This window comes from Bacillus cereus group sp. BfR-BA-01408, from assembly GCF_022663305.1.
In the GTDB taxonomy this organism is placed as follows: domain Bacteria; phylum Bacillota; class Bacilli; order Bacillales; family Bacillaceae_G; genus Bacillus_A; species Bacillus_A pacificus.
This window is the reverse complement of the sequence record NZ_JAKUFF010000034.1, coordinates 19,105-45,225: the sequence shown is the minus strand read 5'-3', so window position 1 is coordinate 45,225 and position 26,121 is coordinate 19,105. Positions and strand designations below refer to the sequence as shown.

Sequence of the window (26,121 nt, the reverse complement as noted above, 5' to 3'; positions counted from 1 at the left end):
CAAGCTCTTATGAGTAAAGATCTTGCAACGATTATTACAGATGCGCCGATTACTGTGCATGTGGATGATATGGAGTATAAAGGGTATGAAGCAAGTGATGTCATTCCAATGTTCGAGAATTTAGGATTCACATCTCTTTTAAATAAATTAGGTGTTACGCCAGAAGAAACGGCTCCAGCTGAATTAGATGATATTACATTTGATATTGTGGAAGAAGTTACAGAAGAAATGCTTCAACAAGATAGTGCGCTTATCGTTGAAGTACAAGAAGATAATTATCATAAAGCAGATATTCAAGGTTTCGGTATTCAAAATGAAAATGGATGTTACTTTATTCAGACAGACATTGCTCTTAAGTCAGATGCTTTTAAAGAGTGGCTTGCGGATGGAGAAATGAGAAAGTATACATTTGATGCGAAGCGTGCGATTGTTGCACTGAAATGGAACGGTATAGATGTGCAAGGGATTGACTTTGATTTATTAATTGCTGCTTATTTACTTGATCCGGCTGATACAGATAAAGATTTCCGCACTGTAGCGAAAATGAAAGAAACGCATGCTGTGAAATCCGATGAAGAAGTTTACGGAAAAGGTGCGAAGCGTGCTGTTCCAGAGCTAGAGATAGTAGCGGAGCATGTAGCTCGTAAAGTGCATGTATTATATGATGTGAAGCAAACGTTCGTTGAAGAGTTAGAAAAGAATGAGCAATATGAACTGTTTACAGAGTTAGAATTACCACTTGCACGTGTATTAGCTGATATGGAAGTAAAAGGTGTAAAAGTTGATACAGAACGTCTTCGTAATATGGGAGAAGAACTTGCCGGTAGATTAAAGGAGATGGAACAGGAAATTTATAAGCTGGCGGGAACAGAATTTAATATTAATTCACCGAAGCAACTTGGTGTTATTCTGTTTGAGAATTTAAACTTACCGGTTATTAAGAAGACGAAAACAGGTTATTCTACGTCAGCTGATGTACTAGACAAGCTGATGGATCACCATGAAATTATTCCAAACATTTTACATTACCGTCAATTAGGGAAACTAAATTCAACTTATATTGAAGGTTTATTAAAAGTTGTACATGAAGATTCATCTAAAATTCATACTCGTTTCAATCAAGTATTAACGCAAACGGGCCGATTAAGTTCAACGGATCCAAACTTGCAAAATATCCCGATTCGACTAGAAGAAGGAAGAAAGATTCGTCAGGCATTCGTTCCATCAGAAGAAGGATGGATTATGTACGCGGCAGATTATTCGCAAATTGAACTTCGTGTATTAGCTCATATTGCAAATGATAAAGGGCTAGTTGAAGCGTTCCAACATGACATGGATATTCATACGAAAACAGCTATGGATGTATTTGGCGTTGAAAAAGATGAAGTAACTTCAAATATGAGACGACAAGCGAAAGCTGTTAACTTCGGAATTGTGTATGGTATTAGTGATTATGGTCTTTCACAAAACTTAGGAATTACAAGAAAAGCAGCAGCGGAATTTATTGAAAAGTATTTAGAAAGTTTCCCTGGTGTACAAGAATACATGGATGACATCGTAAAAGATGCGAAACAAAAAGGGTATGTGGCTACATTATTAAATCGCCGCCGTTACATTCCGGAAATTACGAGTCGTAATTTCAACTTGCGTAGCTTTGCTGAGCGTACAGCTATGAATACACCAATTCAAGGTACTGCAGCAGATATTATTAAAAAAGCGATGATTATTATGGCAGATCGTTTAGAAGAAGAAGGATTACAAGCACGTCTTCTATTGCAAGTACACGATGAATTAATATTTGAAGCACCAAAAGAAGAAATTGAAAAATTAGAGAAGCTTGTACCAGAAGTAATGGAGCATGCAATTGAACTCGCAGTTCCGCTGAAAGTTGATTATTCTTACGGTCCAACTTGGTACGATGCAAAATAAGGAAGTGATGAAATGCCTGAATTACCAGAGGTTGAAAACGTCAGACGGACACTTGAAAATCTTGTAACAGGAAAAACAATTGAAGATGTCATTGTTACCTATCCCAAAATAGTAAAACGTCCAGATGATGCAAAAATCTTTAAAGAAATGCTAAAAGGCGAGACGATTGAAAATATAAAGCGAAGAGGAAAATTTTTGCTTTTATATGTAACGAATTATGTCATTGTTTCACATTTGCGTATGGAAGGTAAATTTTTACTGCATCAAGAGGATGCCCCAATTGATAAGCATACGCACGTCCGTTTCTTATTTACAGATGGAACTGAATTACATTATAAAGATGTGAGAAAGTTCGGTACGATGCATCTCTTTAAAAAAGGTGAGGAAATGAATCAAATGCCTCTTGCTGACTTAGGTCCAGAGCCATTTGATGCTGAATTGACACCACAGTATTTACAAGAGAGATTGCAAAAGACAAATCGTAAAATAAAAGTTGTATTATTAGATCAGCGTCTTTTAGTAGGACTTGGAAATATATATGTAGATGAAGTTTTATTCCGTTCTCAAATTCATCCAGAACGAGAAGCGTCGTCTTTAACAGCAGAAGAAATTGAGCGAATTTATGAGGCGACTGTTACAACGTTAGGCGAAGCAGTGAAGCGTGGCGGAAGTACAATTCGAACGTATATCAACTCACAAGGGCAAATTGGCTCATTCCAAGAACTTCTAAATGTATATGGAAAAAAAGGAGAACCGTGTGTGACTTGCGGTACGATATTAGAAAAAACAGTTGTTGGCGGAAGAGGAACGCATTACTGCCCGATTTGTCAGCCAAGAATATAGAAAAGAGATAACATCGGATAGGCATTTGTCATATACATACAGCAGAGCTATGTATAAGGGAGGAGCTTACCGATGTACCTTTATTTATCTCTTATTTTATTAGCTTTTACATTAAGCTTAGATAGCTGTAGTGTAGGGCTAACATATGGTTTAAGAAGCGTAAGAATTCCACTAAGATCAATTGTAATTATCGGAATGTGTTCAGCGGCTGTTATGCTTGTTTCAATGGGAATTGGACATATGATCGCGAAAGTATTTTCACCTGTTATCGCAACGCGTATCGGTGGGCTTGTTCTTATTGGAATAGGAATTTGGGTATTATACCAATTTTTTCGAAGTGAGAAAAAAGAAGAACCGAAGCAAGAGGAGAAGGTCTGGAAGTTAGAGATTGCCTCGCTTGGGTTAGTCATTCAAATTTTACGGAAACCGACTGTAGCAGATTTCGATAAATCAGGCACCATTTCTGCAGGAGAAGCATTACTTCTTGGTATCGCTCTTTCTGTAGATTCATTCGGTGCTGGAATTGGTGCATCTTTATTAGGGTATACACCCGCTATGATGGCGATATTAGTTGCAGTGATGAGTTCTTTGTTTTTATTTATTGGAATGAAACTTGGAACGGTTTTATCAAATATGAAATGGTTGCAAAAATTTACATTCCTGCCTGGAGTATTACTCATTATTATTGGAATTTGGAAAATGTAAGTACGGGCGTGGAACATTAGTTTCGCGCCTTTTATTATGAGGAGGGGTATGATGACAGTAGTAATTGGATTAACGGGAGGTATTGCAAGCGGAAAAAGTACAGTATCTCAAATGTTTTGCGAGCTCAGTATACCAGTTATTGATGCAGATATTATTGCACGAGAAGTTGTAGAACGAGGAAAGCCAGCATATAACAAAATTGTAGAAGTGTTTGGAACGGAAGTATTACAAGAAGATGGGGAACTGGATCGGCCGAAATTAGGAAGTGTCGTTTTTTATAATGAAGAGAAACGATTGCAGTTAAACAAAATTGTTCATCCTGCAGTGCGTGAGGAAATGAATAGGCAAAAGGAAATGTACATAAAAGAAGGTATGCAAGCGGTTGTGTTAGATATTCCTCTCTTATTTGAAAGTAAATTAACAAGTCTCGTTGACCGCGTTTTAGTTGTAGCAGTTAAGCCACGTACGCAATTAGAACGTTTAATGAAGCGAAACGATTTTTCAGAAGAAGAAGCAACAGCTCGTATTCAATCTCAAATGCCGTTAGAAGAAAAAGTGAAACGTGCAGATGAAGTGATAAATAATGATGGCACAATTATGGGAACGAAAACACAATTACAGGTGATTTTAAAGAATTGGAACATTATTGACTAAAAAATTGTGAAATTAATGAAAATGCTTAGTGACATATCCCCTTTTTGTGTTATACTATTATTGGGATTGGAGATAAATAGTATAACGCATTCAAGGGGGATAACATATTATGACTCGTGTGGCAATTAATGGATTTGGACGTATTGGGAGAATGGTATTTCGTCAGGCAATAAAAGAAAGCGCATTCGAAATTGTAGCAATCAATGCAAGCTATCCATCTGAAACGTTAGCACATTTAATTAAATATGATACAGTTCACGGCAAGTTTGACGGAACAGTAGAAGCATTTGAAGATCACTTATTAGTTGATGGGAAAATGATTCGCCTTTTAAACAACCGCGATCCAAAGGAATTGCCTTGGACAGATTTAGGTGTTGAAGTTGTAATTGAAGCAACTGGTAAATTTAATTCAAAAGAAAAAGCAATTCTTCACGTTGAAGCTGGAGCGAAAAAAGTTATTTTAACAGCGCCTGGTAAAAATGAAGATGTAACAATTGTAGTAGGTGTGAACGAAGACCAATTAGATATTACAAAACATACTGTTATTTCAAATGCATCTTGTACAACAAACTGTTTAGCACCTGTTGTGAAGGTGTTAGATGAGCAGTTTGGAATTGAAAACGGTTTAATGACGACAGTTCACGCTTATACAAATGACCAAAAAAATATTGATAACCCACATAAAGATTTAAGAAGAGCACGTGCTTGCGGACAATCAATTATTCCGACAACGACAGGTGCTGCGAAAGCGCTAGCAAAAGTTCTTCCACATTTAAATGGAAAACTTCATGGTATGGCACTTCGTGTACCGACACCAAACGTGTCTCTTGTTGACTTAGTAGTAGATGTAAAACGCGATGTGACAGTAGAAGCTATTAACGATGCATTCAAAACTGTTGCAAACGGTGCGTTAAAAGGCATTGTAGAATTCAGCGAAGAGCCTTTAGTATCTATTGACTTTAATACAAATACACACTCAGCTATTATTGATGGTTTATCTACAATGGTAATGGGTGATCGTAAAGTGAAAGTACTTGCTTGGTATGATAACGAGTGGGGCTACTCTCGTCGTGTTGTAGATCTTGTAACGTTAGTTGTGGATGAATTAGCGAAACAAGAAAATGTGCAACATATTTAATTGAATAAGGGGAGGGCAAGTGAATATTTGCCCTCTTTTTTTTATTTTTTTCTGAAAAGGAAAAAAATTATATAAGTATATTTTTAGAAGTGGACATACCACGAAACGTTGAGGTTACTGTATTCGTGAATCATTTATTTTTTTTAGGGAAAAGTAAAGAGGAAAATATGACAGAAAATCGAAAAAACTGTTGTTGCAAAATGAAAATAAACAAAGTATACTAACACTCGTAAACTTAAGAGCTGAGGTACGTAGTCACTACTTAAAGGGTTAGGACCTCTCTGGACTAACTTTCCCCCGTGGTAGTGGAGCAAGCCAAATTGCAAATTAGTTTTCAATTCGAACAGTTAGAATAAATTTACAAGGGGGAACTGTAGAATGGATACTATGGATACGATGGGTCGTCACGTGATCGCTGAACTTTGGGATTGCGATTTCGACAAGCTTAATGACATGCCGTATATTGAACAATTATTTGTGGATGCAGCACTAAGAGCTGGTGCTGAAGTGCGTGAGGTGGCTTTCCATAAATTTGCACCACAAGGTGTAAGTGGAGTAGTAATTATCTCGGAATCACATTTAACAATTCATAGCTTTCCGGAGCACGGTTACGCGAGTATTGATGTTTATACTTGTGGGGATCGTATTGATCCAAATGTTGCTGCAGAATATATTGCAGAAGGTTTAAACGCGAAAACGCGTGAGAGCATCGAGCTTCCTCGAGGCATTGGTAGCTTCGAAATTAAGCAGAGAGAAACAAAAGCTCTTTAAAAAAGAACATAATTGATTTAAAATGTAAAGAGGTGTATAATGCACCTCTTTTTTAGTTTGAAAAAAAGGAAAAATATGACGTGCTCGTTAGTTGAATGAATTGAGCTCTTGCGAATAAGTTAACGCCCTATTCTAGCATCTTATTTTTGGAACCGAGATGATAACATAATGCGTTTAAACTTAAAGTGGTAAGAGAGTTAGAATGAGTTATATAATACTGTATATATATTGTCAGATGAAGTAAGTAGAGAAAAATAAAGAGTATAGTGTAAAGGAGTGAATATATTGCGTTGTCCATCCTGTTCTCATAATGGTACAAGAGTGTTAGATTCGCGTCCGGTAGACGAGGGGCGCTCTATTCGAAGAAGGAGAGAGTGTGAAAGCTGTTTAAGCCGCTTTACGACATTTGAAAGAGTGGAAGAGTCACCTCTTATCGTTGTAAAAAAAGAAGGAACACGAGAAGAGTTTAATAAAGAAAAGATTTTACGCGGCTTAATTAAAGCGTGCGAAAAAAGACCAGTATCTTTAAGACAATTAGAAGAAGTAACTCAAAGTGTGGAACGTGAACTTCGTAATTTAGGTATATCAGAAGTGAAAAGTGATATGATTGGTGAAATTGTTATGGAAGAACTACGTGATATCGATGATGTTGCTTACGTGCGTTTTGCTTCTGTATATCGCCAATTTAAAGATTTAAATGTATTTATTGAAGAATTAAAAGATATACTGCAAAAAGAAAGAGAGTAGAATCTGTATTGTATTCTCTTTACATACCGTAAATAATGAGATAAGAGAGCTAGAAGCGAAAGCTAATAGCTCTTTTTCGCTAATAAATTATATAGTGAAGATTGGATGAGAGAAAGGAAAAGCAAGAATGGAAAAACAGTCATGGATGGAGCTATTGCCGATTGATCGTTATAAAGTAAGTGCGAAAGGGTTACTGCATAATTACGACCGAAAAGTGTTAACGATGTTATATCAGCCGTTAATAGGTAGTAGAGCTTTTAGCTTGTACATGACGCTATGGGGAGAGTTAGATCAAGATCGTGTGTTTGGAAAAGAGAATACGCACCATTCCCTTATGGTGACCATGCAAATGCAACTTCCCGAAGTGTATGAGGAACGAGTAAAGTTAGAAGCAATTGGGCTTTTAAAAGTATATATTAAGAAAGAAAAAGATATTCGAATGTTTATATATGAGCTGCAACCACCTTTATCCCCGAAGCAGTTTTTTGATGATATTGTTTTAAGTATCTTTTTATACAATCGATTGAGTCGGACAAAATATAATCAAGTAAAACAATATTTCTTAGAAGAAGAATTTGATTTTGTATCGTATGAAAATGTTACGCGTTCTTTTAATGATGTATTTGGTTCGTTTAATCCAGGACAGCTTGAGCATGCGCAAGAAGATCTTCGTATTCCAAAAGCGACAGTTATGCCAAGTAATGAAAAGGGAGATGCTCCAAAAGTTTGGAATGATTTCTTTGATTTCTCCTTATTTGTAGACGGCTTGTCCGCTCTTGTTCCTAAAAAGGCGATTACAGATCAAGTGCGAGAATGTGTCATTACACTTGCTTACGTGTATGATGTAGATGTGTTATCGATGCAAAATATCGTTCTTGGTGCGGTGACAGAGATGCAGACAATTGATATCGAAAGGCTTAGAAAAGGAGCGCGTGATTGGTATCAGTTCGAAAACGGTCAAGCGTTACCTGTATTAAGTGAAAGAGTACAGCCTCACGCTGCACGTATGATGAAAGAAAAAGAGCCTACATCGCAAGAAGAGATGTTAATCAAACAGTTAGAGGAAATCTCACCAAAGCAACTATTGAAAGAAATCTCTGGCGGTGCAGAGGCGACGAAGGCTGACTTGCAAATTGTTGAAGATGTAATGATGAATCAAAAGTTAACACCAGGTGTTGTGAATGTACTTATTTATTACGTTATGCTACGCTCAGATATGAAACTTGCGAAAACGTATGTGGAGAAGATTGCTGGACATTGGGCACGTAAAAAGGTCGGTACAGTTGCTGAAGCAATGGCATTAGCGAAAGAAGAAAATCGTCAATATCAAGAATGGGCTGAGACGAAGAAGAAAGGTCGTACATCCAAGAAAACAGTACGAAAAGAAATGGTACCAGATTGGCTGAAAGAAGAGCCGAAAGAACAAGAGAAAGAAACTGTGAAAAAAGATGTAAGTGCTGAAAAAGGTGCAAGTACGTTAGAGGACGAACGAAAACGATTAGAAGAAGTGTTAAAAAAATATAAGCGTGATTAATAGAAGAGAATGAACGCTCTTTGAGGTGAGAAAATGGAGCATATTCAAAATTCATTTGCAAAGTTAATGGAAAATGAAAATTTTAAAAATAGATATGAAGTATTAAAGGCGGAAGTAATGGCACATCCGCGTGTGAAAGAATTTATAGACGAACATAAAGGGGAAGTAACAACGTCTATGATTGAACGCAGTCTTGTGAAATTATACGAATATATTGGACAAAGTGTAGGTTGCGCGGATTGTCCGGATCTAGGTTTGTGTAAAAACATGCTGCAAGGATATGAGCCAAAGCTCGTTATCCAAGGGAAGATGATTGATATTCAATATGATCGTTGTGTTAGAAAAGTAGCATATGACGAGAGGAAGAAATATGAAAAGCTCGTTCAAAGTGTATATATGCCAACTGATATTTTACAAGCAACGATGGAAAACTTAGACCCTTCAGATTTAGATGCGCGTATTGATGCGATTGGTGCAGCTAATGAGTTTTTAAGTACATATGAACCTGGTAAAAAAGTACAAGGTTTATATTTGTACGGTAAATTTGGTGTAGGTAAAACGTATTTGTTAGGAGCAATTGCGAATGAGCTTGCTCGAAAGAAAATAAGTTCGATGCTCGTATACTTCCCTGAATTTCTACGTGAAATTAAAAGTTCGATTCAAGATAATTCAATTGGGGAAAAGATTGATGCGGTGAAACGCGTACAAGTTTTAATGTTAGATGATATTGGAGCAGAAGCGATGTCAAGCTTTGTGCGTGATGATGTACTCGGTGCAATTTTGCAATTCCGTATGTTAGAAAACTTACCGACGTTCTTTACGTCTAACTTTGATTTTAAACAGCTAGAACATCATTTAACATATACGCAGCGCGGTGAAGCGGAAGAAATGAAAGCAGCTCGTATTATGGAGCGAATTAAATATTTAGCGAAACCAATTCCAATTGGCGGGAAAAACCGTCGTCATAAGTAAAGAGTAAGCTGAGAAGCTTGCTCTTTTTTTCGTAGTTAAACGCTTTTTAAAGTAGTCGAATGATAAAATGAAAAGTTCTTATTGAAAATTCCTAGTAGCTTGTATCATTTTTTTCTCCCTCCCTTAATATATATAAAATTAGCAAGCCATATCGAGTGGATTTTCTAACGATAGGAAATGTAATTCTACTAAGAGTGAACTTTCACGCGGGACGGACTCTTATAGGATTTGTAACGTATAGATACAGTCCTTTAGAGCAGGGATAAAAGGGGGGACAAAAGTGATTGAAATTTGCTTCGAAGAAAAAAATGATGCTATGCATGTATATAGACAACTACTGAAAAGAGCGGAACTGTTATATAAGGAAACGAGTGTGTATTTACAGGAACAAAAAGTGGTGATTCACATACCAGTATGTGAATCACATTATATTGAAAAGATTTTATTGCCGGTAATGGTATATTTCATTGTGAATGTGAAACAAAATGAGTGGATATATACAATCTTAAAAGAGAAGTTTTTTTATGAAGAAGAGGAAGAGTGTCATCAAATATTGCATATGGCACAAGAGATTTTAAAAGGGAGAAGAAAAGGAATTGCTCGTGAATTAACACGTCACACATTTGAATCATATATTAAATCCTCTTTAAATAACTGGCTTTGTGATCCACTTTCATTCTCGTTTTCATCATATGTTCGCTTTCGTCTTCGTACATATAGGGAAATGGTAGCTAAGCTTGCTGAAGTGGCAATTGATGAGTATAAGTTAGAACAAGAATATCAAATGTTTATTGAAACGCTCCGGCAACAAGTTCGTAGCCGGAAATCACGTTTGTCATGTGTGCATCTTATTTTTGATGAAAGTTTTATTTTCTATGATGATAAAGGTAGACGTTTAAAACAAGAGAAATTGGTTCAATATATAGATGAAGACTTATTAAAACAAAAGGATGTATATATTGATACGAAAGTAATTGCACCACTTCTTTCTATTTCGCCGAAAAAAATTTATTTATATACGAAAGAACAAGACCATAATATGATTATTACTTTGCGAAATGTATTTCAAGAACGGGTACAATTACATGGATTACATGAGTTTGAGCGCAATGTGAAAAATTTAAAAAATAAAGGTAACGCCCTTGATTTTCTAAGTTTTTGAGCATATAATTACCTACATAAATGAAATATATTGAAATGTCATGATGAGGACATGAGTAGTTTTCTACGATTTTCAGAGAGGGAAGCCTTAGGGTGTGAGCTTCCTAGTACGGGATTATTACTTACCACCTCTAAACTTTAGCAGTGAACGGTTTTTCTAGTAATTGCTAACGGACAACACCGTTATGTTGAACTTGAGCAATTAACAATTATGTTAATTGGAACAAGGGTGGAACCACGAATTCAACACTCGTCCCTTTTTACGGGATGAGTGTTTTTTATTTTGAGAAAAAGAGGAGTGACCAGTGATGGCAGATGTAGTTAAAATTACTTTCCCTGATGGAGCTGTGAAGGAGTTTCCAAAAGGCGTAACAACTGAAGAAATCGCAGCTTCTATTAGCCCAGGCTTAAAGAAAAAAGCTGTGGCTGGAAAATTAAATGATGAGATGATCGATCTTGTTACACCAATCGAAGAAGATGGTGCAGTTTCTATCATTACATTAGATTCTGAAGATGGCTTATATATTTTACGCCACTCAACAGCTCACCTTTTAGCACAAGCGTTAAAACGTTTATATAAAGATGTTAAGGTTGAGCTTGGCATTGGTCCAGTAATTGAAAATGGCTTCTACTACGATATTGATATGGAAGAAGCAATTACAGTTGAAGACTTCAAGAAAATCGAAAAAGAAATGCAAAAAATTGTGAACGAGAACTTAGAAATCGTTCGTCATGAAGTACCACGTGCAGAAGCAATTCGTCGTTTTGAAGAAATCGGCGATGAGTTAAAATTAGATTTAATTAACGATCTTCCAGAAGATGCAGTTATTTCAATCTATGAGCAAGGCGAATTCTTCGACCTTTGCCGTGGTGTTCACCTTCCATCTACAGGGAAAATTAAAGTATTTAAATTATTAAGCGTTGCAGGTGCTTACTGGCGCGGTGATAGCAATAATAAAATGCTACAACGTATTTACGGTACTGCATTCGTTAAGAAAGCAGAATTAGATGAGCACTTACGTATGCTTGAAGAAGCGAAAGAGCGCGATCACCGTAAATTAGGTAAAGAATTAAAACTATTTACTAATAGCCAAAAAGTAGGACAAGGTTTACCACTTTGGTTACCAAAGGGTGCAACAATCCGCCGCATTATCGAGCGTTACATCGTTGATAAAGAAGCAAGCTTAGGCTATGATCACGTATACACTCCAGTACTAGGAAGCAGAGAGCTTTATGAAACTTCTGGTCACTGGAACCACTACCGTGATGGTATGTTCCCATCAATGGAAATGGATAATGAAGAGTTAGTTCTTCGTCCAATGAACTGTCCTCACCACATGATGGTTTATAAAAACGATATTCACAGCTACCGTGAATTACCAATCCGTATTGCGGAACTTGGAACAATGCACCGCTATGAAATGTCAGGTGCGTTATCTGGATTACAACGTGTACGCGGAATGACTTTAAACGATGCGCACATTTTCGTACGCCCAGATCAAATTAAAGAAGAATTAAAACGTGTTGTAAACTTAACTCTAGAAGTGTACAAAGATTTCGGTTTAGAGAACTACTCATTCCGTCTATCTTATCGCGACCCAGCAGATACTAAAAAGTACTATGCTGATGATGAGATGTGGGAAAAAGCACAAGGTATGTTAAAAGAAGCTATGGATGAAATGGGTCTTGATTACTATGAGGCTGAAGGTGAAGCGGCATTCTACGGTCCAAAACTTGACGTTCAAGTTCGTACTGCTCTTGGAAAAGACGAAACACTTTCAACTGTACAATTAGACTTCTTACTTCCAGAACGCTTTGAACTATCTTACGTTGGTGAAGACGGTAAACAACATCGTCCAGTTGTAATTCACCGTGGTGTTGTATCTACTATGGAACGTTTCGTAGCCTTCTTAATTGAAGAATACAAAGGTGCATTCCCAACTTGGTTAGCTCCAGTTCAAGTACAAGTAATTCCAGTTTCTCCGCAAGTACATTTAGACTATGCGAAGAAAGTACAAGACGAATTACGCCGTGCTGGTATCCGTGTTGAATTAGATACTCGTGAAGAGAAAATTGGTTACAAAATCCGTGAAGCACAAATGCAAAAAATTCCGTACATGCTTGTAGTAGGTGACAATGAAGTAACTGAAAACGGCGTAAACGTACGTAAATACGGTGAACAAAAATCAGAAACAATCGCATTAGATGCTTTTGTTGATATGATTAAAGTAGAAGGAAAACGATAAGAAAAAGCCGCGGTATACCGCGGCTTTTCTATGTAATATGAGTAAGAAAAATTAGAAAAAAAAACCATGTAACACTTATCATAAAAAAGTATTGCAAGTATGTTAGTTGTTTGTTACAATATTTCTTGTTGTTAGTAAAACACATCGCGTCTTCTTGACAGACGTCATGTCCTATGATAAACTCATCAAGGATAATAGAATATTGTTTTGTGGAACAAGTAGAAGCACCCGCTTCTCACCTGATGGACGCATTCGCAGTTTACAGGTAAATGTATTTCTTACTTAAGATTTTACAAGTGTGGGTGTCGTATGCCCGCACTTTTTTTGTCGGGTTCTATGACTACAAACTATGTTCTGAGAAAACCTTGGAGGTGGCTTACTATTAGCAAGGATATGATGATTAACGAGCAAATTCGTGCACGTGAAGTACGTTTAGTTGGCGCAAATGGCGATCAACTTGGAATCAAGTCTCGTAATGACGCTTTAGACTTAGCTGCAAATCTTAATCTTGATTTAGTATTAGTTGCTCCAAATGCGAAACCGCCAGTATGCCGCATTATGGACTACGGTAAATTCCGCTTTGAGCAACAGAAGAAAGAAAAAGAACAGCGCAAAAATCAAAAAGTAATTAGCATGAAAGAAGTTCGTTTAAGTCCAACAATTGATGAACACGACTTTAACACAAAACTTCGTAATGCTATCAAGTTTTTAGAGAAAGGCGACAAGGTTAAAGCGTCAATTCGCTTTAAAGGACGTGCCATTACTCATAAAGAAATCGGTCAACGTGTTTTAGATCGCTTCTCAGAAGCTTGTGCTGAAGTTAGTACAATCGAATCTAAGCCTAAAATGGAAGGACGCAGTATGTTCTTAGTTTTAGCACCGAAAAACGATAAGTAATAGATAGAGGAGGAAATACCTATGCCTAAACAAAAAACTCATCGCGGCGCTGCAAAGCGTTTCAAAAAGACTGGATCAGGTAAACTGAAACGTTCTCACGCTTACACAAGCCATTTATTCGCTAACAAATCTACAAAAGCTAAACGTAAACTACGTAAAGCTGGTGTAGTAAGCGCTGGTGACTTCAAACGCATTCGTCAAATGCTTGACAACTTAAAATAAGTTCGGCTGATATATAGAACAATTAGGAGGTAATATTATGCCAAGAGTAAAAGGTGGTACAGTTACTCGTCAACGTCGTAAAAAAGTAATTAAATTAGCAAAAGGTTACTACGGTTCAAAAAATACATTATTCAAGGTTGCTAACCAACAGGTTATGAAATCTCTAATGTATGCATTCCGTGACCGCCGTCAAAAGAAACGTGACTTCCGTAAATTATGGATTACACGTATCAACGCAGCAGCTCGTATGAATGGTCTTTCTTACAGCCGCTTAATGCACGGTCTTAAAAATGCTGGCATCGAAGTTAACCGCAAGATGCTTGCTGACTTAGCTGTTCATGACGAAAAAGCTTTCGCTGAATTAGCAACAGTTGCAAAAAACAACATTAACTAATTAATTAATTAGTTGAAACCTTAGAAGATTTTTCTTCTAAGGTTTTTTTATTTGTATGCAAAGAGAAGTGTGTCGTTATCGATATGACAAAATCAATATAAAAGTTATAGCAATATAGAAGAATATACATATGAAGTCAGGAGAATCCTTCTGGCTTTTTTTTATTATGCCCCTTTGGAAAGAAGAGTATCTTTCCTAGGTGAAACGACACTGCTATAATGGAAAGATGATATGGAACTTTCATCAGATAAAATAACATTTTCATTAGTGGACAATACACAGATAATGATTACCTATCACCAATCGGAGTGAACAATCTAATCGTGATGATTGAAACGTATTTGTAAATTAAGGACAAGCTATTTTGTAAAGAGGTAAATGGCTTACTTATTAATAAGAAATGAAAAATAATAATGAACTTTGAAATGAAACAACATTGTTGCGTAACATGCGATGTTGGAGGAGGACAATAGAGTGGACTTACTACAACTATTTAAATTACAAAAAGAATTAGATGACCGTATTGCGAAAGAACATGACTTACAACCGAAAAAATTGTTAAAAGAGAAAATGTTAGCTCTTCTTGTAGAAATTGGAGAACTTGCAAATGAAACACGTTGTTTTAAATATTGGAGCAACAAACCAGCATCAGAACGTGAAGTCATACTAGAAGAATACGTAGATGGTTTACATTTTATTTTATCAATCGGAATTGATTTAGGTATTGATAAAAACTTCCTATTCTATAAGTGTGCACAGACGAATAAAACACAAGTAGAAATTTTCTTAGACACATATGCGAAGGTAATTCGTTTTACAGATCAACCATCTATTACGAACTATATTGAATTATTTACAAGCTACCTTCGACTAGGACAAGCGCTTGAGTTTGAACAAGAAGAGATTGAAAAGGCATATTTAGATAAAAACGAAGTAAATCATCAGCGTCAAACACAAGGATACTAAGTTAATTTTTGAATATTTCAATTTCCTTTTGTATAATGAAGTGACTGAAGAAAAAGGAGGGTGTTGGCAATGACAAAATTAGACGAGACATTGACAATGCTAAAAGAATTAACAGATGCACGTGGTATTGCGGGTAACGAGCGTGAACCACGTGAAGTAATGAAGAAATATATTGAGCCGTTTGCGGATGAACTTTCTACTGATAATTTAGGAAGTTTAGTTGCGAAAAAAGTAGGGGAAGAAAACGGCCCGAAAATTATGGTTGCAGGTCATTTAGATGAAGTTGGCTTTATGATTACGCAAATTGATGACAAAGGTTTCCTTCGTTTCCAAACAGTTGGTGGCTGGTGGTCACAAGTTATGCTTGCACAGCGCGTAACAATTGTAACGCGTAAAGGAGATGTAACAGGTGTTATCGGTTCAAAACCACCTCATATCTTACCTCCAGAAGCGCGTAAAAAGCCAGTTGAAATTAAAGACATGTTCATCGATATTGGTGCTTCTAGCCAAGAAGAAGCAATGGAGTGGGGCGTACGACCAGGAGATCAAGTTGTACCTTACTTTGAATTCCAAGTGATGAAGAATGAAAAAATGTTACTTGCAAAAGCATGGGATAATCGAATTGGTTGTGCAATTGCAATTGATGTATTAAAACAATTAAAAGATGAAAAGCATCCAAACGTTGTATATGGCGTCGGGACTGTACAAGAAGAAGTCGGTCTTCGTGGTGCAAAAACATCTGCAAACTATATTAAACCAGATATCGCGTTCGCAGTAGATGTTGGTATCGCTGGTGACACACCTGGTGTAACATCAAAAGAAGCGCAAAGTAAAATGGGTGATGGACCACAGATTATTTTATATGATGCTTCTGTTATTGGTCATACAGGTTTACGTGACTTTGTAGTTGATGTTGCTGATGAATTACAAATTCCATACCAATATGATTCAGTAGCGGGCGGTGGAACGGATGCAGGTGCAATTCATATTGCTGTAAATGGTATTCCGTCTATGGCCATTACGATTGCAACGCGTTACATTCATTCTCATGCGGCAATGTTACACCGTGATGACTATGAAAATGCAGTGAAGTTAATTGTAGAAGTTATTAAACGTCTTGATAAAGAGGCAGTACATAACATTACATTTAATTAATAGAAAAAGCGAAGGAGCCTCTCCTTCGCTTTTTTATGTTTTAAAAAGGCCGTTCTAATCCAGCTGCAGTATGAGCCCCTAAAATGATTAAACGAGTTAATTGCATGGCCATAAAATGCGGGGTATATATCATTCCTTTTTTTAGCCATGACATAATCATGCCGAGGTGGGCACCAGTAACATAACTAATAAGAATATCACGTGGAACCATTAGTTTTTCATCGTTAGGTTGTGAAATAGAGAGGCTTAATGTTAAATGTGTTTGAATTGCTTTCATCATTTTATACGTATAATTTCCGGCAGCTTTATCACCAAGCATGACGTTATAGAAGTTCGCATTTTCTGCAATATGTTCGAACAAGGCCAAAAAACTTGGATGTGGTGAATCAAATGTAAGTTGAAAATCTTCTTTATTTCTATTTTTTTGTTTAATGACTTTTGTTAACTTCTCTAACATTTCTTCAATGCTTTTGTCTAATAAGTCATATTTATCGTGATAATGGCTATAAAACGTAGCACGATTTACAGGAGCACGTTCTGCAATATGTTGAACAGTTACATTTTCAAACCCTTTTTCGCCTACTAAAGCGACAAAAGCATCCTGTATGAGTTGTCTCGTCCGTTTTACACGTGGATCATTTGTATTTTTAATAGACATTTTTATTTCCCCTTGTTTAATTTTCTTTACTTAAACAACATATCAGCGTTATATTGTTGTTTAAACGACATTTCATACGTAAATTGTCGGTTGTAGATTTAAAATAATTATTTATAATTATAAACGATAGTCCTTCAGAAATCAGCACCGCTCGCAGGTAGATAAATTTCGATTTACACCGCAGATGGTGTGATTTTTTTGTTTAAAAGTTAATATAATTAACAATTAAGCAATCTAAACAATAAGGACATAAATAGTTTAGAAAAAAATTATATGCGATATAAGGAGAGGAATGCAATGAATCAGTTTCGAAGAATGGTAATTATCAACATTATCACATTAATTGTACTAGTTGGCGGCGGTATTGGCGCTTATTACTATTACAACCAAACGGAAAATTACTTAAAAACAGACAATGCAAAGATTGACGGAAAGGTAATTCCGATTGCGTCACCAGTAGCAGGTAAACTAACTGACTGGAAAGCAGAAGTAGGTAAGAACTACAATGAAAACGATAAATTAGGTGCTGTTACTGTAGCAGCAGCAAATGGAGAACAAACAGTAGATGTAACAATTCCGCAAAACGCAACAGTTGTACAATCAAACGCAACAACAAATGCTTTCGTTGGAGCAGGTAGCCCGATTGCGTATGCATTTGATATGAACAATTTATGGGTAACAGCAAATATTGAAGAAACAGTAATTGATGATGTTCAAAAAGGCCAAACAGTAGATGTATATGTAGATGCATACCCAGATACAACGTTAACAGGAAAAGTAGAACAAGTTGGCTTAACAACAGCGAACACATTCTCAATGTTACCATCAAGTAACGCAACAGCGAACTATACGAAAGTAAAGCAAGTTGTACCAGTTAAAATTTCTTTAGATCATAGTAAATCAGTAAATATTGTTCCTGGAATGAATGTGTCAGTTCGTATTCATAAGTAAGGGGGAGATGAGATGTCCTCAATTGCAATTGTAGGATATGCACTATTTTGTATAATCGTCTTCTTCCTTGTAAATCGTCTTTTACGAAAGAAAAAAACGAACGTGGGAGAAGAACAAGTCCCAGCCGTAAGTAAAATAGAAGTAAGTAAGGTAGAAACAGAAGAGAAAGAAAATGAACAAAAGCAAGAAGTAGAAATTTCTAATGTAGTTGAGTTAGAAACAAGCAAGCAAGAAGAAGTAAAACAAGAAAAAGAAATGCCGAAAAAACAAACGTCTATGCCTATAGAGAATGTAAATGTAAAAGCAGTTGTAACAGTATTAATTCTCGGTATGTTCGTTTCTATTTTAAACCAAACAATTATTAACGTTGCATTGCCACCGTTAATGAATGAATTTAACGTATCAACTTCAACAGCACAATGGTTAATTACAGGATTCATGCTTGTAAATGGTATTTTAGTACCGATTAGTGCCTTTTTAGTTTCACGATTTACGTATCGTAAATTATTCGTAGCAGCAATGTTATTCTTTACTGTAGGATCTATCATTTGTGCTACATCAGGAAACTTTACAATGATGATGACAGGTCGTATTATTCAAGCGGTCGGTGCAGGTATTTTAATGCCGGTTGGTATGAATATCTTCATGACATTATTCCCACCTCATAAGCGCGGAGCAGCGATGGGATTACTAGGTGTAGCGATGATTTTAGCTCCAGCTATCGGACCAACTGTAACAGGTTGGGTAATTGAAAACTACAGCTGGAACTTAATGTTCTATGCGATGTTTATTATAGGTTTAATTATTACCTTCCTATCTTTAAAATTCTTTACACTAGCTCAGCCAGTATCTAAAACGAAATTAGATGTATTTGGTGTTATTAGTTCAAGTATTGGACTAGGAAGCTTGTTGTACGGATTTAGTGAAGCTGGAAATAATAGTTGGACTAGTGCCGAAGTTGTTATTTCACTTGTTATCGGTGTAATTGGTTTAGCGTTATTTATTTGGAGAGAGTTGACAACAGACAATAAAATGCTTGATTTACAAGTATTTAAATATCCAGTATTTACTTTCACTTTATTAATTAACGCAATCGTTACGATGGCATTATTCGGAGGTATGTTACTACTTCCAGTATATCTGCAAAACATTCGTGGCTTCACACCAATTGAATCAGGTTTATTATTACTTCCAGGTTCATTAATTATGGGAATCATGGGACCTATTGCAGGTAAACTATTTGATAAATATGGAATTCGTCCGTTAGCGATTGTTGGATTAGCTATTACAACGTTTGCGACATATGAATTTACAAAGTTATCAATGGATACGCCATATAGCGTTATTATGACGGACTATATTATACGTTCAATTGGTATGTCATTCATTATGATGCCAATTATGACAGCTGGTATGAACGCACTGCCGATGAAATTAATTTCTCACGGTACAGCAACGCAAAATACATCAAGGCAGGTAGCTGGTTCAATCGGAACAGCGATTTTAATCACACTTATGACGCAACAAACAACTGCTCACGTAGCAGATTACGGTAACATGTTAACAACGTCAAACCCAATTTTAGTTGATAAAGTACATGGCATGGGGCAAAGCTTAGCGGCCTTAGCTGGATCAGCGCAAGCAGGAGATGCGATGAGCACGCAACTATTATATGGACAAATTTCAAAGCTATCTGCAATTAACGGTATTAACGATGCATTCTTAATTGCAACAATATTAGCAGGTGTTGCATGGGTGTTATCGTTCTTCTTACAATCAGGAAATAAACCAAATAGAAAAGCAGGGAATTAATTTCCCTGCTTTTTTTGTGTTCTTTATGCAGTTACATATAAAAGCTGATAACCAGCTACGGAGCAAAGCCCTGCTATAAACAAAATCGTCCCCATAGAACGAATACTCGATATGTGTCTGCCGCTTATAATAGCTAATAGTCCAGCTAAAGAGAAGAAGCACCAATATAAAGTTCCCGAAATTGGAACCATCCCTTCTAAATCTATTCCAGAACCTATACAAAAGATAGGAACAACGATAAGTAATATGCTAATGAAACCAGCTATAATAGTAAGTAATTTACGATATTTCATGCCAGCAATAATTAAAAAAATGCCGACGATGAATTCGCATAACATGAAAGTAAGAGCTAAAATCATCCGAATTAATATTCCGAACACTTCTGTATTACCTCCGATTTTTGGGTTTCAAAAAATGTTATATATAGAATGAATCACCTACAGACATGAGCACCCAGAAAATAACCCCTAATATTCCAGCGGTAAAAATAATGAATCCCATATTACGTATACTTTTAATTTTGGCTTGTAATCCACTTATCCCTGCTAATAATCCAGTTAAAGAAAACAGTATCCAATATAAAGTAGTTGAAATAGGGATGATTGTATTGCTCTCCACTCCCATGCCCCAAAAAACAAAAGGTAGTGTGACAAAGGAAAAGCTAAGTAGCCCCATTAAACCGACAAATAATTTACGGTGTTTCACGCTAGTAACAATTAAAAAAATACCACCGAAAAATCCGCATAAAACAAGAAGTGGCATATAAACAATCCAAAGTAAGCTCAACATATATAATCTCCTTCTTTGTAATCAGTTATATTTTACTATATAAGGTTTATTTTGGATATTATTAACAAATATGTATAAATTGATAGAAATGAGTAGTACCGATACGAATTAATAGATGTAGAGCATGAGAGAGGAGGAGACGTATGAAAATTAAAGAAGAAAATGTTGTGAATCAGCTAAGGAAAAGGGACGAAAAAGCATTATATTTTATTATCGAGCAGTACAGCGGACTAATAAAAAGTATTATTCAGAAGCATTTAGCTTCGTTTCAAGATGTGCAAGAGGAATGTATGGATGGATGATGTGTTATTGGCAATTTGAAATCATATTGAAAAGTATGATGAAGAGAAAAATATGCTAAAAAATTGGATTGCAGCTATTACAAAATATAAATCTATCGATTATGCGAGAAAATATGCGAAGACAGTAAATGAAAAAGGAATAGATCAAATAGATGAAATAGCGGTACATACCGATACTACTAAAAAAGAGATTAGTAATGATATGAAACATATATTAAATCATTTAAAGAAGAACGATAAAGAAATCTTTATGAAGCATTATGTGGAAGAAGAGTTTGAAGTTGTGATAAAAGAGTAAGGAGAGGTATCGTGATGATACCTCTCTTTATCCTAAAAAGGCTAACATATTATTCATAATATGAAGTAATATAGCTGGAATAATGGATTTTGTTTTTTTACATAAAATGGCCATAAATAGACCCATGATGAACATACTAAACATCACACCAGTTGAGTATATATGACCTATTCCGAAGAGGAAGCTAGACCCAAGCGCTGCAATCCAAAATGGGAAACGCTGTAGTAGGAAATGAAGAATAATACCGCGGACTATAAGTTCTTCAAAAATAGGTACAAGTATAGCGCCACCTATTAGTAATAATAGTTTGTATTGTTTTAACATTTCTAGGTCTAAAGCGGATGACTGCTCTTTTACCGCATCAGGAAAAATATTATTAATTATAAATATATCATTAACGATATGTAGTCCATAAAAAAGAATGATATAGATGTATGTGCTTACTTTTTTTAATGCTGTAAAGTTTAGTGTTGGGACAATTAAATTTCTTAATGGCTTATATGCATAAATTAAAATTAATAAAATGCACAATACAAATAAATTCTTCCCAAAAGTAGTAAGTGATTTTGTTAAAGCAATTTGTTTTGGATCGGTTAAACCGTCTGTATAAATAACGGTAGGAAGACCTATAAAGAGGTCGGCTAGAAATCCTGTTCCCCAAATCGCAAAAACGAGTGAAAATAGAAATTGTGAGAGTGACATAGGATGTTTTTGTGGGTAAGTTAGTTGCGTGGCTTGTATAATAGTGAATCACCTATCCTTTTATACTTTATAATTATATATAAAAATTATAGGATATCTATACAAAAAAGTCATCATTGTAATAAAAATGATATTTTGAGGCTAATATTTACAGACCGTAGTAATTTTACATTGATGTTCTGTGTAAACGGAAGAAGAGTTTGAAGTTATGATAAAAGAGGTATCGCGATGATACCTCTTTTTAACTCAAGAACGCCAACATATTATTCATAATATGAAATAACATAGCTGGAATAATGGATTTTGTTTTTTTACATAAAATAGCCATTAATAATCCCATGAAGAAAGTAATTACCATAACCCCAAGTGAGTATGTATGAGCGATACCGAAGAAGAAACTTGTTACGATGGCTGAGATCCAAAATGGAAAGCGTTCTGAGAAGAAGCGAAGTATAAAACCACGGAAAATAAGTTCTTCAAAAATGGGTGTGAGTATGGCGAAGCTGAGAAGCAATAATATTTGATATTGCTTAAAGACGTCTAAGCTTAGTGCGGAAGATTGCTGCTTCGTTGCATTTTGGAACACATAATTTAACAGTATGTAATTGAGTACGATGTTTATAACGAAGAAAAGAAGTAAATATACGTATGTGCGCCATTCTTTCAGTGCTTTAAAGTTAAAAGATTTTAGTAGTAATTTTTTTGCGGGTTCGAATTTAAAAATGAAGAATAACAGTACGGCTAGTTGTAATACGGTACTTGCGGTATTGGCAATAGATTCGTACAGGGCAATTTGTTTTTTATTTGTGAGACCAGCTGTATAAATTGTTAATGGCATTGCGAGGAACACAGTAATAAGTCCGGTTCCGAAAAAAGCGAATAAAACGGAGCTAATAAATTGTAACCATGACATAGAGTATTTCTGTTCATTAGAAAGTTGTGTAGCGGGTTGCATTTGTAAAATCACCTCTTTATATTTATATATTTAATTATAAAGTATGTTGTTTTCAGTTGTAACATTTAAATATTACATATAAAGGTGTATTTTCCATAAAATAATAAAAGAGGTATCACCCTATAGTGATGCCTCTTTCTTATTGATAACTATGTTCTGCTTTGTTATTCGATTTTGATTGCTCTATTTGCAATTCACGCTCTACTAAACGGTCTAACTGTTGAATAGCTTTTAATGCTTTTTCATAAGAAATCGTTCGATAATGATGCGCTCCGCCCGGTTCTTCATCTGCTTCGTCTGCCCATTTAATAATGTTTTGAAGAGATGTTCTTTCAATTTCTTGTTGTACTAAGAAAGAATCTGTATGAAGAAGAATCGCAATAGAAATTTCTTTTGCTAGTTTTGGATGTTCTCCTAATCTAATAAGCAATTTATGAGCTCTTTCTGCTCCTTTAATTGCGTGTATATCATTCTTTTTATATAAATCATAGTCCCATTCGCCGCCTGTGTACCACGTATGATGTCCGATATCATGAAGGAAACCAGCCTTTGTAGCAGCATCGACTGAGGCGTGATGCTTTTTAGCTAAGTGAAACGCATGGTAAGCGACAGCAATCGCGTGGACCATCCCAGAACGATTTACGTATTTTTGTGTAATATGGTGTTTAAAAATTTGTTCAAGCGTAATACGGTGCATAAAACATTCACTCCTTTTATCTTATGGTGTCTATAAAGAAAATCGATCGGTTTAAATGTATTTTGAACATTGTACTCCATCATAGTTCGTTAGTAAAGTAGAAATGTTTAGGAGAAGAAAAAATTTTTCCGCAAAAAAAATCACCTTGGCCTATGCAAAGGTGATTTTCAAATTGCTTATTTTTTTAATCCTTGCTCTAGTGTTTCTAACATTTCGTGCTTTTCATTTTCATCGGCGTTTTTCCAAATGACTTCAAATAAAACACCAAGACCTGGAAGCATTTTTTCTTCACCGCTTTGAATTGCATCGACAATTGTTTCTTGTAATTGGTCTTGTGTATTACCAGATACATTTGCTAATACAGCACCGCGTAAATTAAAACTCATTGTTTTCACCTCTTCTTCAGAATTGAAACTGACGTTAGTTTTTGTTCTTTTTTATGTAAATATGTATGAAAAATAGGCTATAATGATAAGACAAGAAGAGAGGGAAATACATATTATGAAAAACATTGATTCAGTACAAAATCCGCGTGTGAAGCAGTGGAAAAAGCTGCAAACGAAAAAAGAGCGCGATAAAAAAGGTTTATTTTTTGTAGAAGGATTCCACTTAGTGGAGGAAGCTTTAAAAGTAGGAGTTGTAACAGAACTTATCGTTTCAGATCAGACAGACCTTCCGAAAGATTGGACAGTTAATGATGTAGAAATGTATATCGTACCGGAAGCGATCGTAAAAGTACTTCGTGAAACAGAGACGACGCAAGGTGTATTTGCTGTCTGTGAAAAGCATGAGAAAGAAGTAGCTCTTGCTGATGGAAAGTTTCTTTTACTAGATGGCCTGCAAGACCCAGGTAACTTAGGGACGATTATTCGTACAGCTGATGCAGCTGGCATTCATGCCGTTGTGCTTGGAGAAGGTTGTGTTGATGTTTATAATAGTAAAGTACTCCGTTCTACACAAGGCTCTATTTTCCACTTACCAATTGTAAAAGGGAACTTAGAAGAATGGGTAGACAAGTTAAAAGAAAATAACGTTCCTGTATATGGAACAGCTCTTGAAAATGGAGTTCCGTACGGGGAAGTAACACCAGCTGGTAGTTTTGCATTAATTGTAGGAAATGAAGGAAACGGCGTACGTCAAGAAATTCTTGCGAAAACGGATCAAAACTTGTATATTCCGATTTACGGCGGGGCAGAATCATTAAATGTTGCAGTTGCAGCAGGGATTTTAACGTATTATTTGCAAAGCCCGGTTGCGAACAAATAAAAAACTTCTTATAATAAGTTGAAGTACATTATATTAAAAGTTAAATAACGAAAAACGTTGATAGAGAAGAGTAGCTTACAAAATCGCCATATAGGGAGAGAATGCCGTAGACTGAAAGCATTCTTATGGTAGACGGAAGTGAATTCACCTCTGGAGTTGACGCCAGGACCATGTATATGTAAAGGCGTTCCGGTCAGAATTGATCGTTATAACTAATGAGTGGGCAGACATGTTCTGTCAATTTAGGGTGGTACCGCGAATTTACCTCGTCCCTTTTTGGGAGCGAGGTTTTTTTATTTTTAAAATTAGGAGGGTTCCAAATGGAAGCACGTTTAAAAGAGCTAAAGCAAAAAGCGTTAGAGCTTATTGAAGAAGCGAAAGAGCTAAAAGGCTTAAACGATGTACGCGTAGCGTATTTAGGAAAAAAAGGTCCAATTACAGAAGTATTACGCGGCATGGGAAAATTATCAGCAGAAGAGCGTCCACGTATGGGAGCATTAGTAAATGAAGTACGTGAAGCGATTCAAACGCGTCTAGATGACAAAATCAGCAACTTAGAAAAAGCAGTAATTGAAGCGAAATTAGCTACTGAAACAATTGATGTTACCTTACCAGGTCGTCCTGTTGAAACAGGTTGTCACCATCCGTTAACAGCTGTTGTTGAACAAATTGAAGATGTATTCATCGGTATGGGTTATGAAGTAGCGGAAGGAACAGAAGTAGAAAAAGACTACTACAACTTCGAAGCATTAAACTTACCGAAAGATCACCCAGCACGTGATATGCAAGATACATTCTACATTACAGAAGAAACGTTACTACGTACACATACATCTTCTGTGCAAGCACGTACGATGGAAAATAATAAAGAAAAAGGCCCAATTAAAATTATTTGTCCTGGTAAAGTGTATCGCCGCGATGACGATGATGCGACGCATTCACACCAGTTCATGCAAATTGAAGGTCTTGTAATTGATAAAAATATTCGTATGAGTGACTTAAAAGGTACACTGCAAGTATTCGTGAAAAAGATGTTCGGTGAAGATCGTGAAATCCGTCTTCGTCCAAGTTTCTTCCCATTCACAGAGCCATCTGTAGAGATGGATATTTCTTGTATGATGTGTCACGGCAAAGGTTGCGGCACTTGTAAAGGAACTGGTTGGATTGAAATTTTAGGCGCAGGTATGGTTCACCCGAACGTACTTGAAATGGCTGGTTATGATTCAAAAGAATATCAAGGTTTCGCATTCGGTATGGGCGCAGAGCGTATCGCAATGTTGAAATACGGCGTAGATGACATTCGTCATTTCTATACAAATGATGTACGTTTCTTACAACAATTCAAACGAGCGTAAGG

At 36.0% G+C, this 26,121-nt stretch carries 27 protein-coding genes, 1 pseudogene and 3 other annotated features; of the genes and pseudogenes, 21 read left to right on the top strand and 7 right to left on the bottom strand.

All coding sequences use genetic code 11. The annotated features are described in order from the left end of the window. The 16 genes from polA to MR083_RS15300 form a co-directional block, all read left to right on the top strand. The coding region (gene polA, locus MR083_RS15375; RefSeq protein ID WP_242269546.1) for a DNA polymerase I at positions 1 to 1,929 on the top strand (1,929 nt) is incomplete at its 5' end. Between the two features lie 12 nt (positions 1,930 to 1,941). Further along, on the top strand, positions 1,942 to 2,772 hold the full coding sequence (mutM, locus tag MR083_RS15370; protein ID WP_242269545.1) for a DNA-formamidopyrimidine glycosylase: 831 nt from the start codon (positions 1,942 to 1,944) through the stop codon (positions 2,770 to 2,772). A gap of 72 nt (positions 2,773 to 2,844) precedes the next feature. Further along, entirely contained in the window at positions 2,845 to 3,477 is a 633-nt protein-coding gene (ytaF, locus tag MR083_RS15365; protein WP_000281752.1) for a sporulation membrane protein YtaF, read from the top strand. A gap of 51 nt (positions 3,478 to 3,528) precedes the next feature. Continuing rightward, positions 3,529 to 4,131 carry a dephospho-CoA kinase gene (gene coaE, locus MR083_RS15360; RefSeq protein WP_242269544.1) on the top strand — a complete coding sequence of 201 codons (603 nt, stop codon included), beginning with the start codon at positions 3,529 to 3,531 and terminating at the stop codon, positions 4,129 to 4,131. A gap of 109 nt (positions 4,132 to 4,240) precedes the next feature. Continuing rightward, positions 4,241 to 5,269, top strand: a complete 1,029-nt coding sequence (locus MR083_RS15355) for a glyceraldehyde-3-phosphate dehydrogenase (protein ID WP_000198972.1) — start codon at positions 4,241 to 4,243, stop codon at positions 5,267 to 5,269. 387 nt (positions 5,270 to 5,656) lie between these two features. Then, a complete protein-coding gene (gene speD / locus MR083_RS15350) occupies positions 5,657 to 6,040 on the top strand; it encodes an adenosylmethionine decarboxylase (RefSeq protein WP_242269547.1) in 384 nt (127 codons plus the stop codon). A gap of 285 nt (positions 6,041 to 6,325) precedes the next feature. After that, entirely contained in the window at positions 6,326 to 6,787 is a 462-nt protein-coding gene (nrdR, locus tag MR083_RS15345; RefSeq protein ID WP_001203687.1) for a transcriptional regulator NrdR, read from the top strand. Positions 6,788 to 6,914: 127 nt separating this feature from the next. Then, positions 6,915 to 8,321, top strand: a complete 1,407-nt coding sequence (locus tag MR083_RS15340) for a replication initiation and membrane attachment family protein (protein ID WP_000415018.1) — start codon at positions 6,915 to 6,917, stop codon at positions 8,319 to 8,321. A 33-nt stretch (positions 8,322 to 8,354) separates the two neighbouring features. Then, positions 8,355 to 9,293, top strand: coding sequence for a primosomal protein DnaI (dnaI, locus tag MR083_RS15335; protein ID WP_242269543.1), 939 nt, complete (start codon positions 8,355 to 8,357; stop codon positions 9,291 to 9,293). 280 nt (positions 9,294 to 9,573) lie between these two features. Beyond that, positions 9,574 to 10,455, top strand: a complete 882-nt coding sequence (gene ytxC, locus MR083_RS15330) for a putative sporulation protein YtxC (RefSeq protein ID WP_242269542.1) — start codon at positions 9,574 to 9,576, stop codon at positions 10,453 to 10,455. A 31-nt stretch (positions 10,456 to 10,486) separates the two neighbouring features. Next, positions 10,487 to 10,715, top strand: a binding site (T-box leader). A 47-nt stretch (positions 10,716 to 10,762) separates the two neighbouring features. Beyond that, a complete protein-coding gene (gene thrS / locus MR083_RS15325; protein ID WP_000786083.1) occupies positions 10,763 to 12,700 on the top strand; it encodes a threonine--tRNA ligase in 1,938 nt (645 codons plus the stop codon). Positions 12,701 to 12,910: 210 nt separating this feature from the next. Next, positions 12,911 to 13,031 (top strand) — a sequence feature (ribosomal protein L20 leader region). A gap of 62 nt (positions 13,032 to 13,093) precedes the next feature. After that, positions 13,094 to 13,597 carry a translation initiation factor IF-3 gene (gene infC / locus MR083_RS15320; RefSeq protein WP_000973214.1) on the top strand — a complete coding sequence of 168 codons (504 nt, stop codon included), beginning with the start codon at positions 13,094 to 13,096 and terminating at the stop codon, positions 13,595 to 13,597. A gap of 21 nt (positions 13,598 to 13,618) precedes the next feature. After that, positions 13,619 to 13,819: a 50S ribosomal protein L35 gene (gene rpmI / locus MR083_RS15315; RefSeq protein WP_001125945.1), complete on the top strand. Its 201-nt coding sequence runs from the start codon at positions 13,619 to 13,621 to the stop codon at positions 13,817 to 13,819. A 37-nt stretch (positions 13,820 to 13,856) separates the two neighbouring features. After that, positions 13,857 to 14,213 (top strand): 50S ribosomal protein L20, encoded by a 357-nt coding sequence (gene rplT / locus MR083_RS15310; RefSeq protein ID WP_001138362.1) that lies wholly within the window; start codon positions 13,857 to 13,859, stop codon positions 14,211 to 14,213. Positions 14,214 to 14,687: 474 nt separating this feature from the next. Next, positions 14,688 to 15,179 (top strand): dUTP diphosphatase, encoded by a 492-nt coding sequence (locus tag MR083_RS15305; protein ID WP_000365050.1) that lies wholly within the window; start codon positions 14,688 to 14,690, stop codon positions 15,177 to 15,179. A gap of 69 nt (positions 15,180 to 15,248) precedes the next feature. After that, positions 15,249 to 16,334, top strand: a complete 1,086-nt coding sequence (locus MR083_RS15300; protein WP_000163568.1) for a M42 family metallopeptidase — start codon at positions 15,249 to 15,251, stop codon at positions 16,332 to 16,334. A gap of 40 nt (positions 16,335 to 16,374) precedes the next feature. Here the strand turns inward: MR083_RS15300 and MR083_RS15295 are convergent, their stop codons facing one another. Further along, positions 16,375 to 16,992 carry a TetR/AcrR family transcriptional regulator gene (locus MR083_RS15295; protein ID WP_000023673.1) on the bottom strand — a complete coding sequence of 206 codons (618 nt, stop codon included), beginning with the start codon at positions 16,990 to 16,992 and terminating at the stop codon, positions 16,375 to 16,377. Between the two features lie 297 nt (positions 16,993 to 17,289). Here MR083_RS15295 and MR083_RS15290 point away from each other — a divergent pair, with 297 nt between their 5' ends. Both MR083_RS15290 and MR083_RS15285 read left to right on the top strand, forming a co-directional pair. Beyond that, positions 17,290 to 17,943 (top strand): HlyD family secretion protein, encoded by a 654-nt coding sequence (locus MR083_RS15290; RefSeq protein ID WP_001071400.1) that lies wholly within the window; start codon positions 17,290 to 17,292, stop codon positions 17,941 to 17,943. A 12-nt stretch (positions 17,944 to 17,955) separates the two neighbouring features. Next, positions 17,956 to 19,755 (top strand): DHA2 family efflux MFS transporter permease subunit, encoded by a 1,800-nt coding sequence (locus MR083_RS15285; protein WP_000094780.1) that lies wholly within the window; start codon positions 17,956 to 17,958, stop codon positions 19,753 to 19,755. Between the two features lie 23 nt (positions 19,756 to 19,778). Here the strand turns inward: MR083_RS15285 and MR083_RS15280 are convergent, their stop codons facing one another. Both MR083_RS15280 and MR083_RS15275 read right to left on the bottom strand, forming a co-directional pair. After that, positions 19,779 to 20,135: an ammonia permease gene (locus tag MR083_RS15280; protein WP_242269541.1), complete on the bottom strand. Its 357-nt coding sequence runs from the start codon at positions 20,133 to 20,135 to the stop codon at positions 19,779 to 19,781. Positions 20,136 to 20,172: 37 nt separating this feature from the next. Beyond that, entirely contained in the window at positions 20,173 to 20,544 is a 372-nt protein-coding gene (locus MR083_RS15275) for a hypothetical protein (protein ID WP_000950042.1), read from the bottom strand. Positions 20,545 to 20,687: 143 nt separating this feature from the next. Between MR083_RS15275 and MR083_RS28020 the strand changes: the two are divergent. After that, positions 20,688 to 21,120: pseudogene (locus MR083_RS28020) on the top strand (sigma factor); the annotation flags it as partial. Between the two features lie 51 nt (positions 21,121 to 21,171). Here the strand turns inward: MR083_RS28020 and MR083_RS15260 are convergent. The 4 genes from MR083_RS15260 to sspI form a co-directional block, all read right to left on the bottom strand. Next, positions 21,172 to 21,846, bottom strand: coding sequence for a CPBP family intramembrane glutamic endopeptidase (locus tag MR083_RS15260; RefSeq protein WP_242269538.1), 675 nt, complete (start codon positions 21,844 to 21,846; stop codon positions 21,172 to 21,174). Between the two features lie 241 nt (positions 21,847 to 22,087). Continuing rightward, positions 22,088 to 22,801: a CPBP family intramembrane glutamic endopeptidase gene (locus tag MR083_RS15255; protein WP_242269537.1), complete on the bottom strand. Its 714-nt coding sequence runs from the start codon at positions 22,799 to 22,801 to the stop codon at positions 22,088 to 22,090. Between the two features lie 139 nt (positions 22,802 to 22,940). Then, complete coding sequence (locus tag MR083_RS15250; RefSeq protein ID WP_000554791.1) at positions 22,941 to 23,498, bottom strand: HD domain-containing protein; 558 nt, start codon at positions 23,496 to 23,498, stop codon at positions 22,941 to 22,943. Between the two features lie 176 nt (positions 23,499 to 23,674). Further along, the gene (gene sspI, locus MR083_RS15245; RefSeq protein ID WP_000009513.1) at positions 23,675 to 23,884 is read right to left on the bottom strand and encodes a small acid-soluble spore protein SspI; all 210 of its coding nucleotides are present in this window, start codon (positions 23,882 to 23,884) and stop codon (positions 23,675 to 23,677) included. An 82-nt stretch (positions 23,885 to 23,966) separates the two neighbouring features. On the opposite strand from sspI, the gene MR083_RS15240 reads away from it, so the two are divergent. Together MR083_RS15240 and pheS are read left to right on the top strand one after the other, a co-directional pair. Then, positions 23,967 to 24,764 carry a TrmH family RNA methyltransferase gene (locus MR083_RS15240; RefSeq protein WP_016718637.1) on the top strand — a complete coding sequence of 266 codons (798 nt, stop codon included), beginning with the start codon at positions 23,967 to 23,969 and terminating at the stop codon, positions 24,762 to 24,764. Positions 24,765 to 24,812: 48 nt separating this feature from the next. Further along, positions 24,813 to 25,041 (top strand) — a binding site (T-box leader). 43 nt (positions 25,042 to 25,084) lie between these two features. Beyond that, positions 25,085 to 26,119, top strand: a complete 1,035-nt coding sequence (pheS, locus tag MR083_RS15235; RefSeq protein ID WP_000388219.1) for a phenylalanine--tRNA ligase subunit alpha — start codon at positions 25,085 to 25,087, stop codon at positions 26,117 to 26,119. Positions 26,120 to 26,121: the final 2 nt, after the last annotated feature.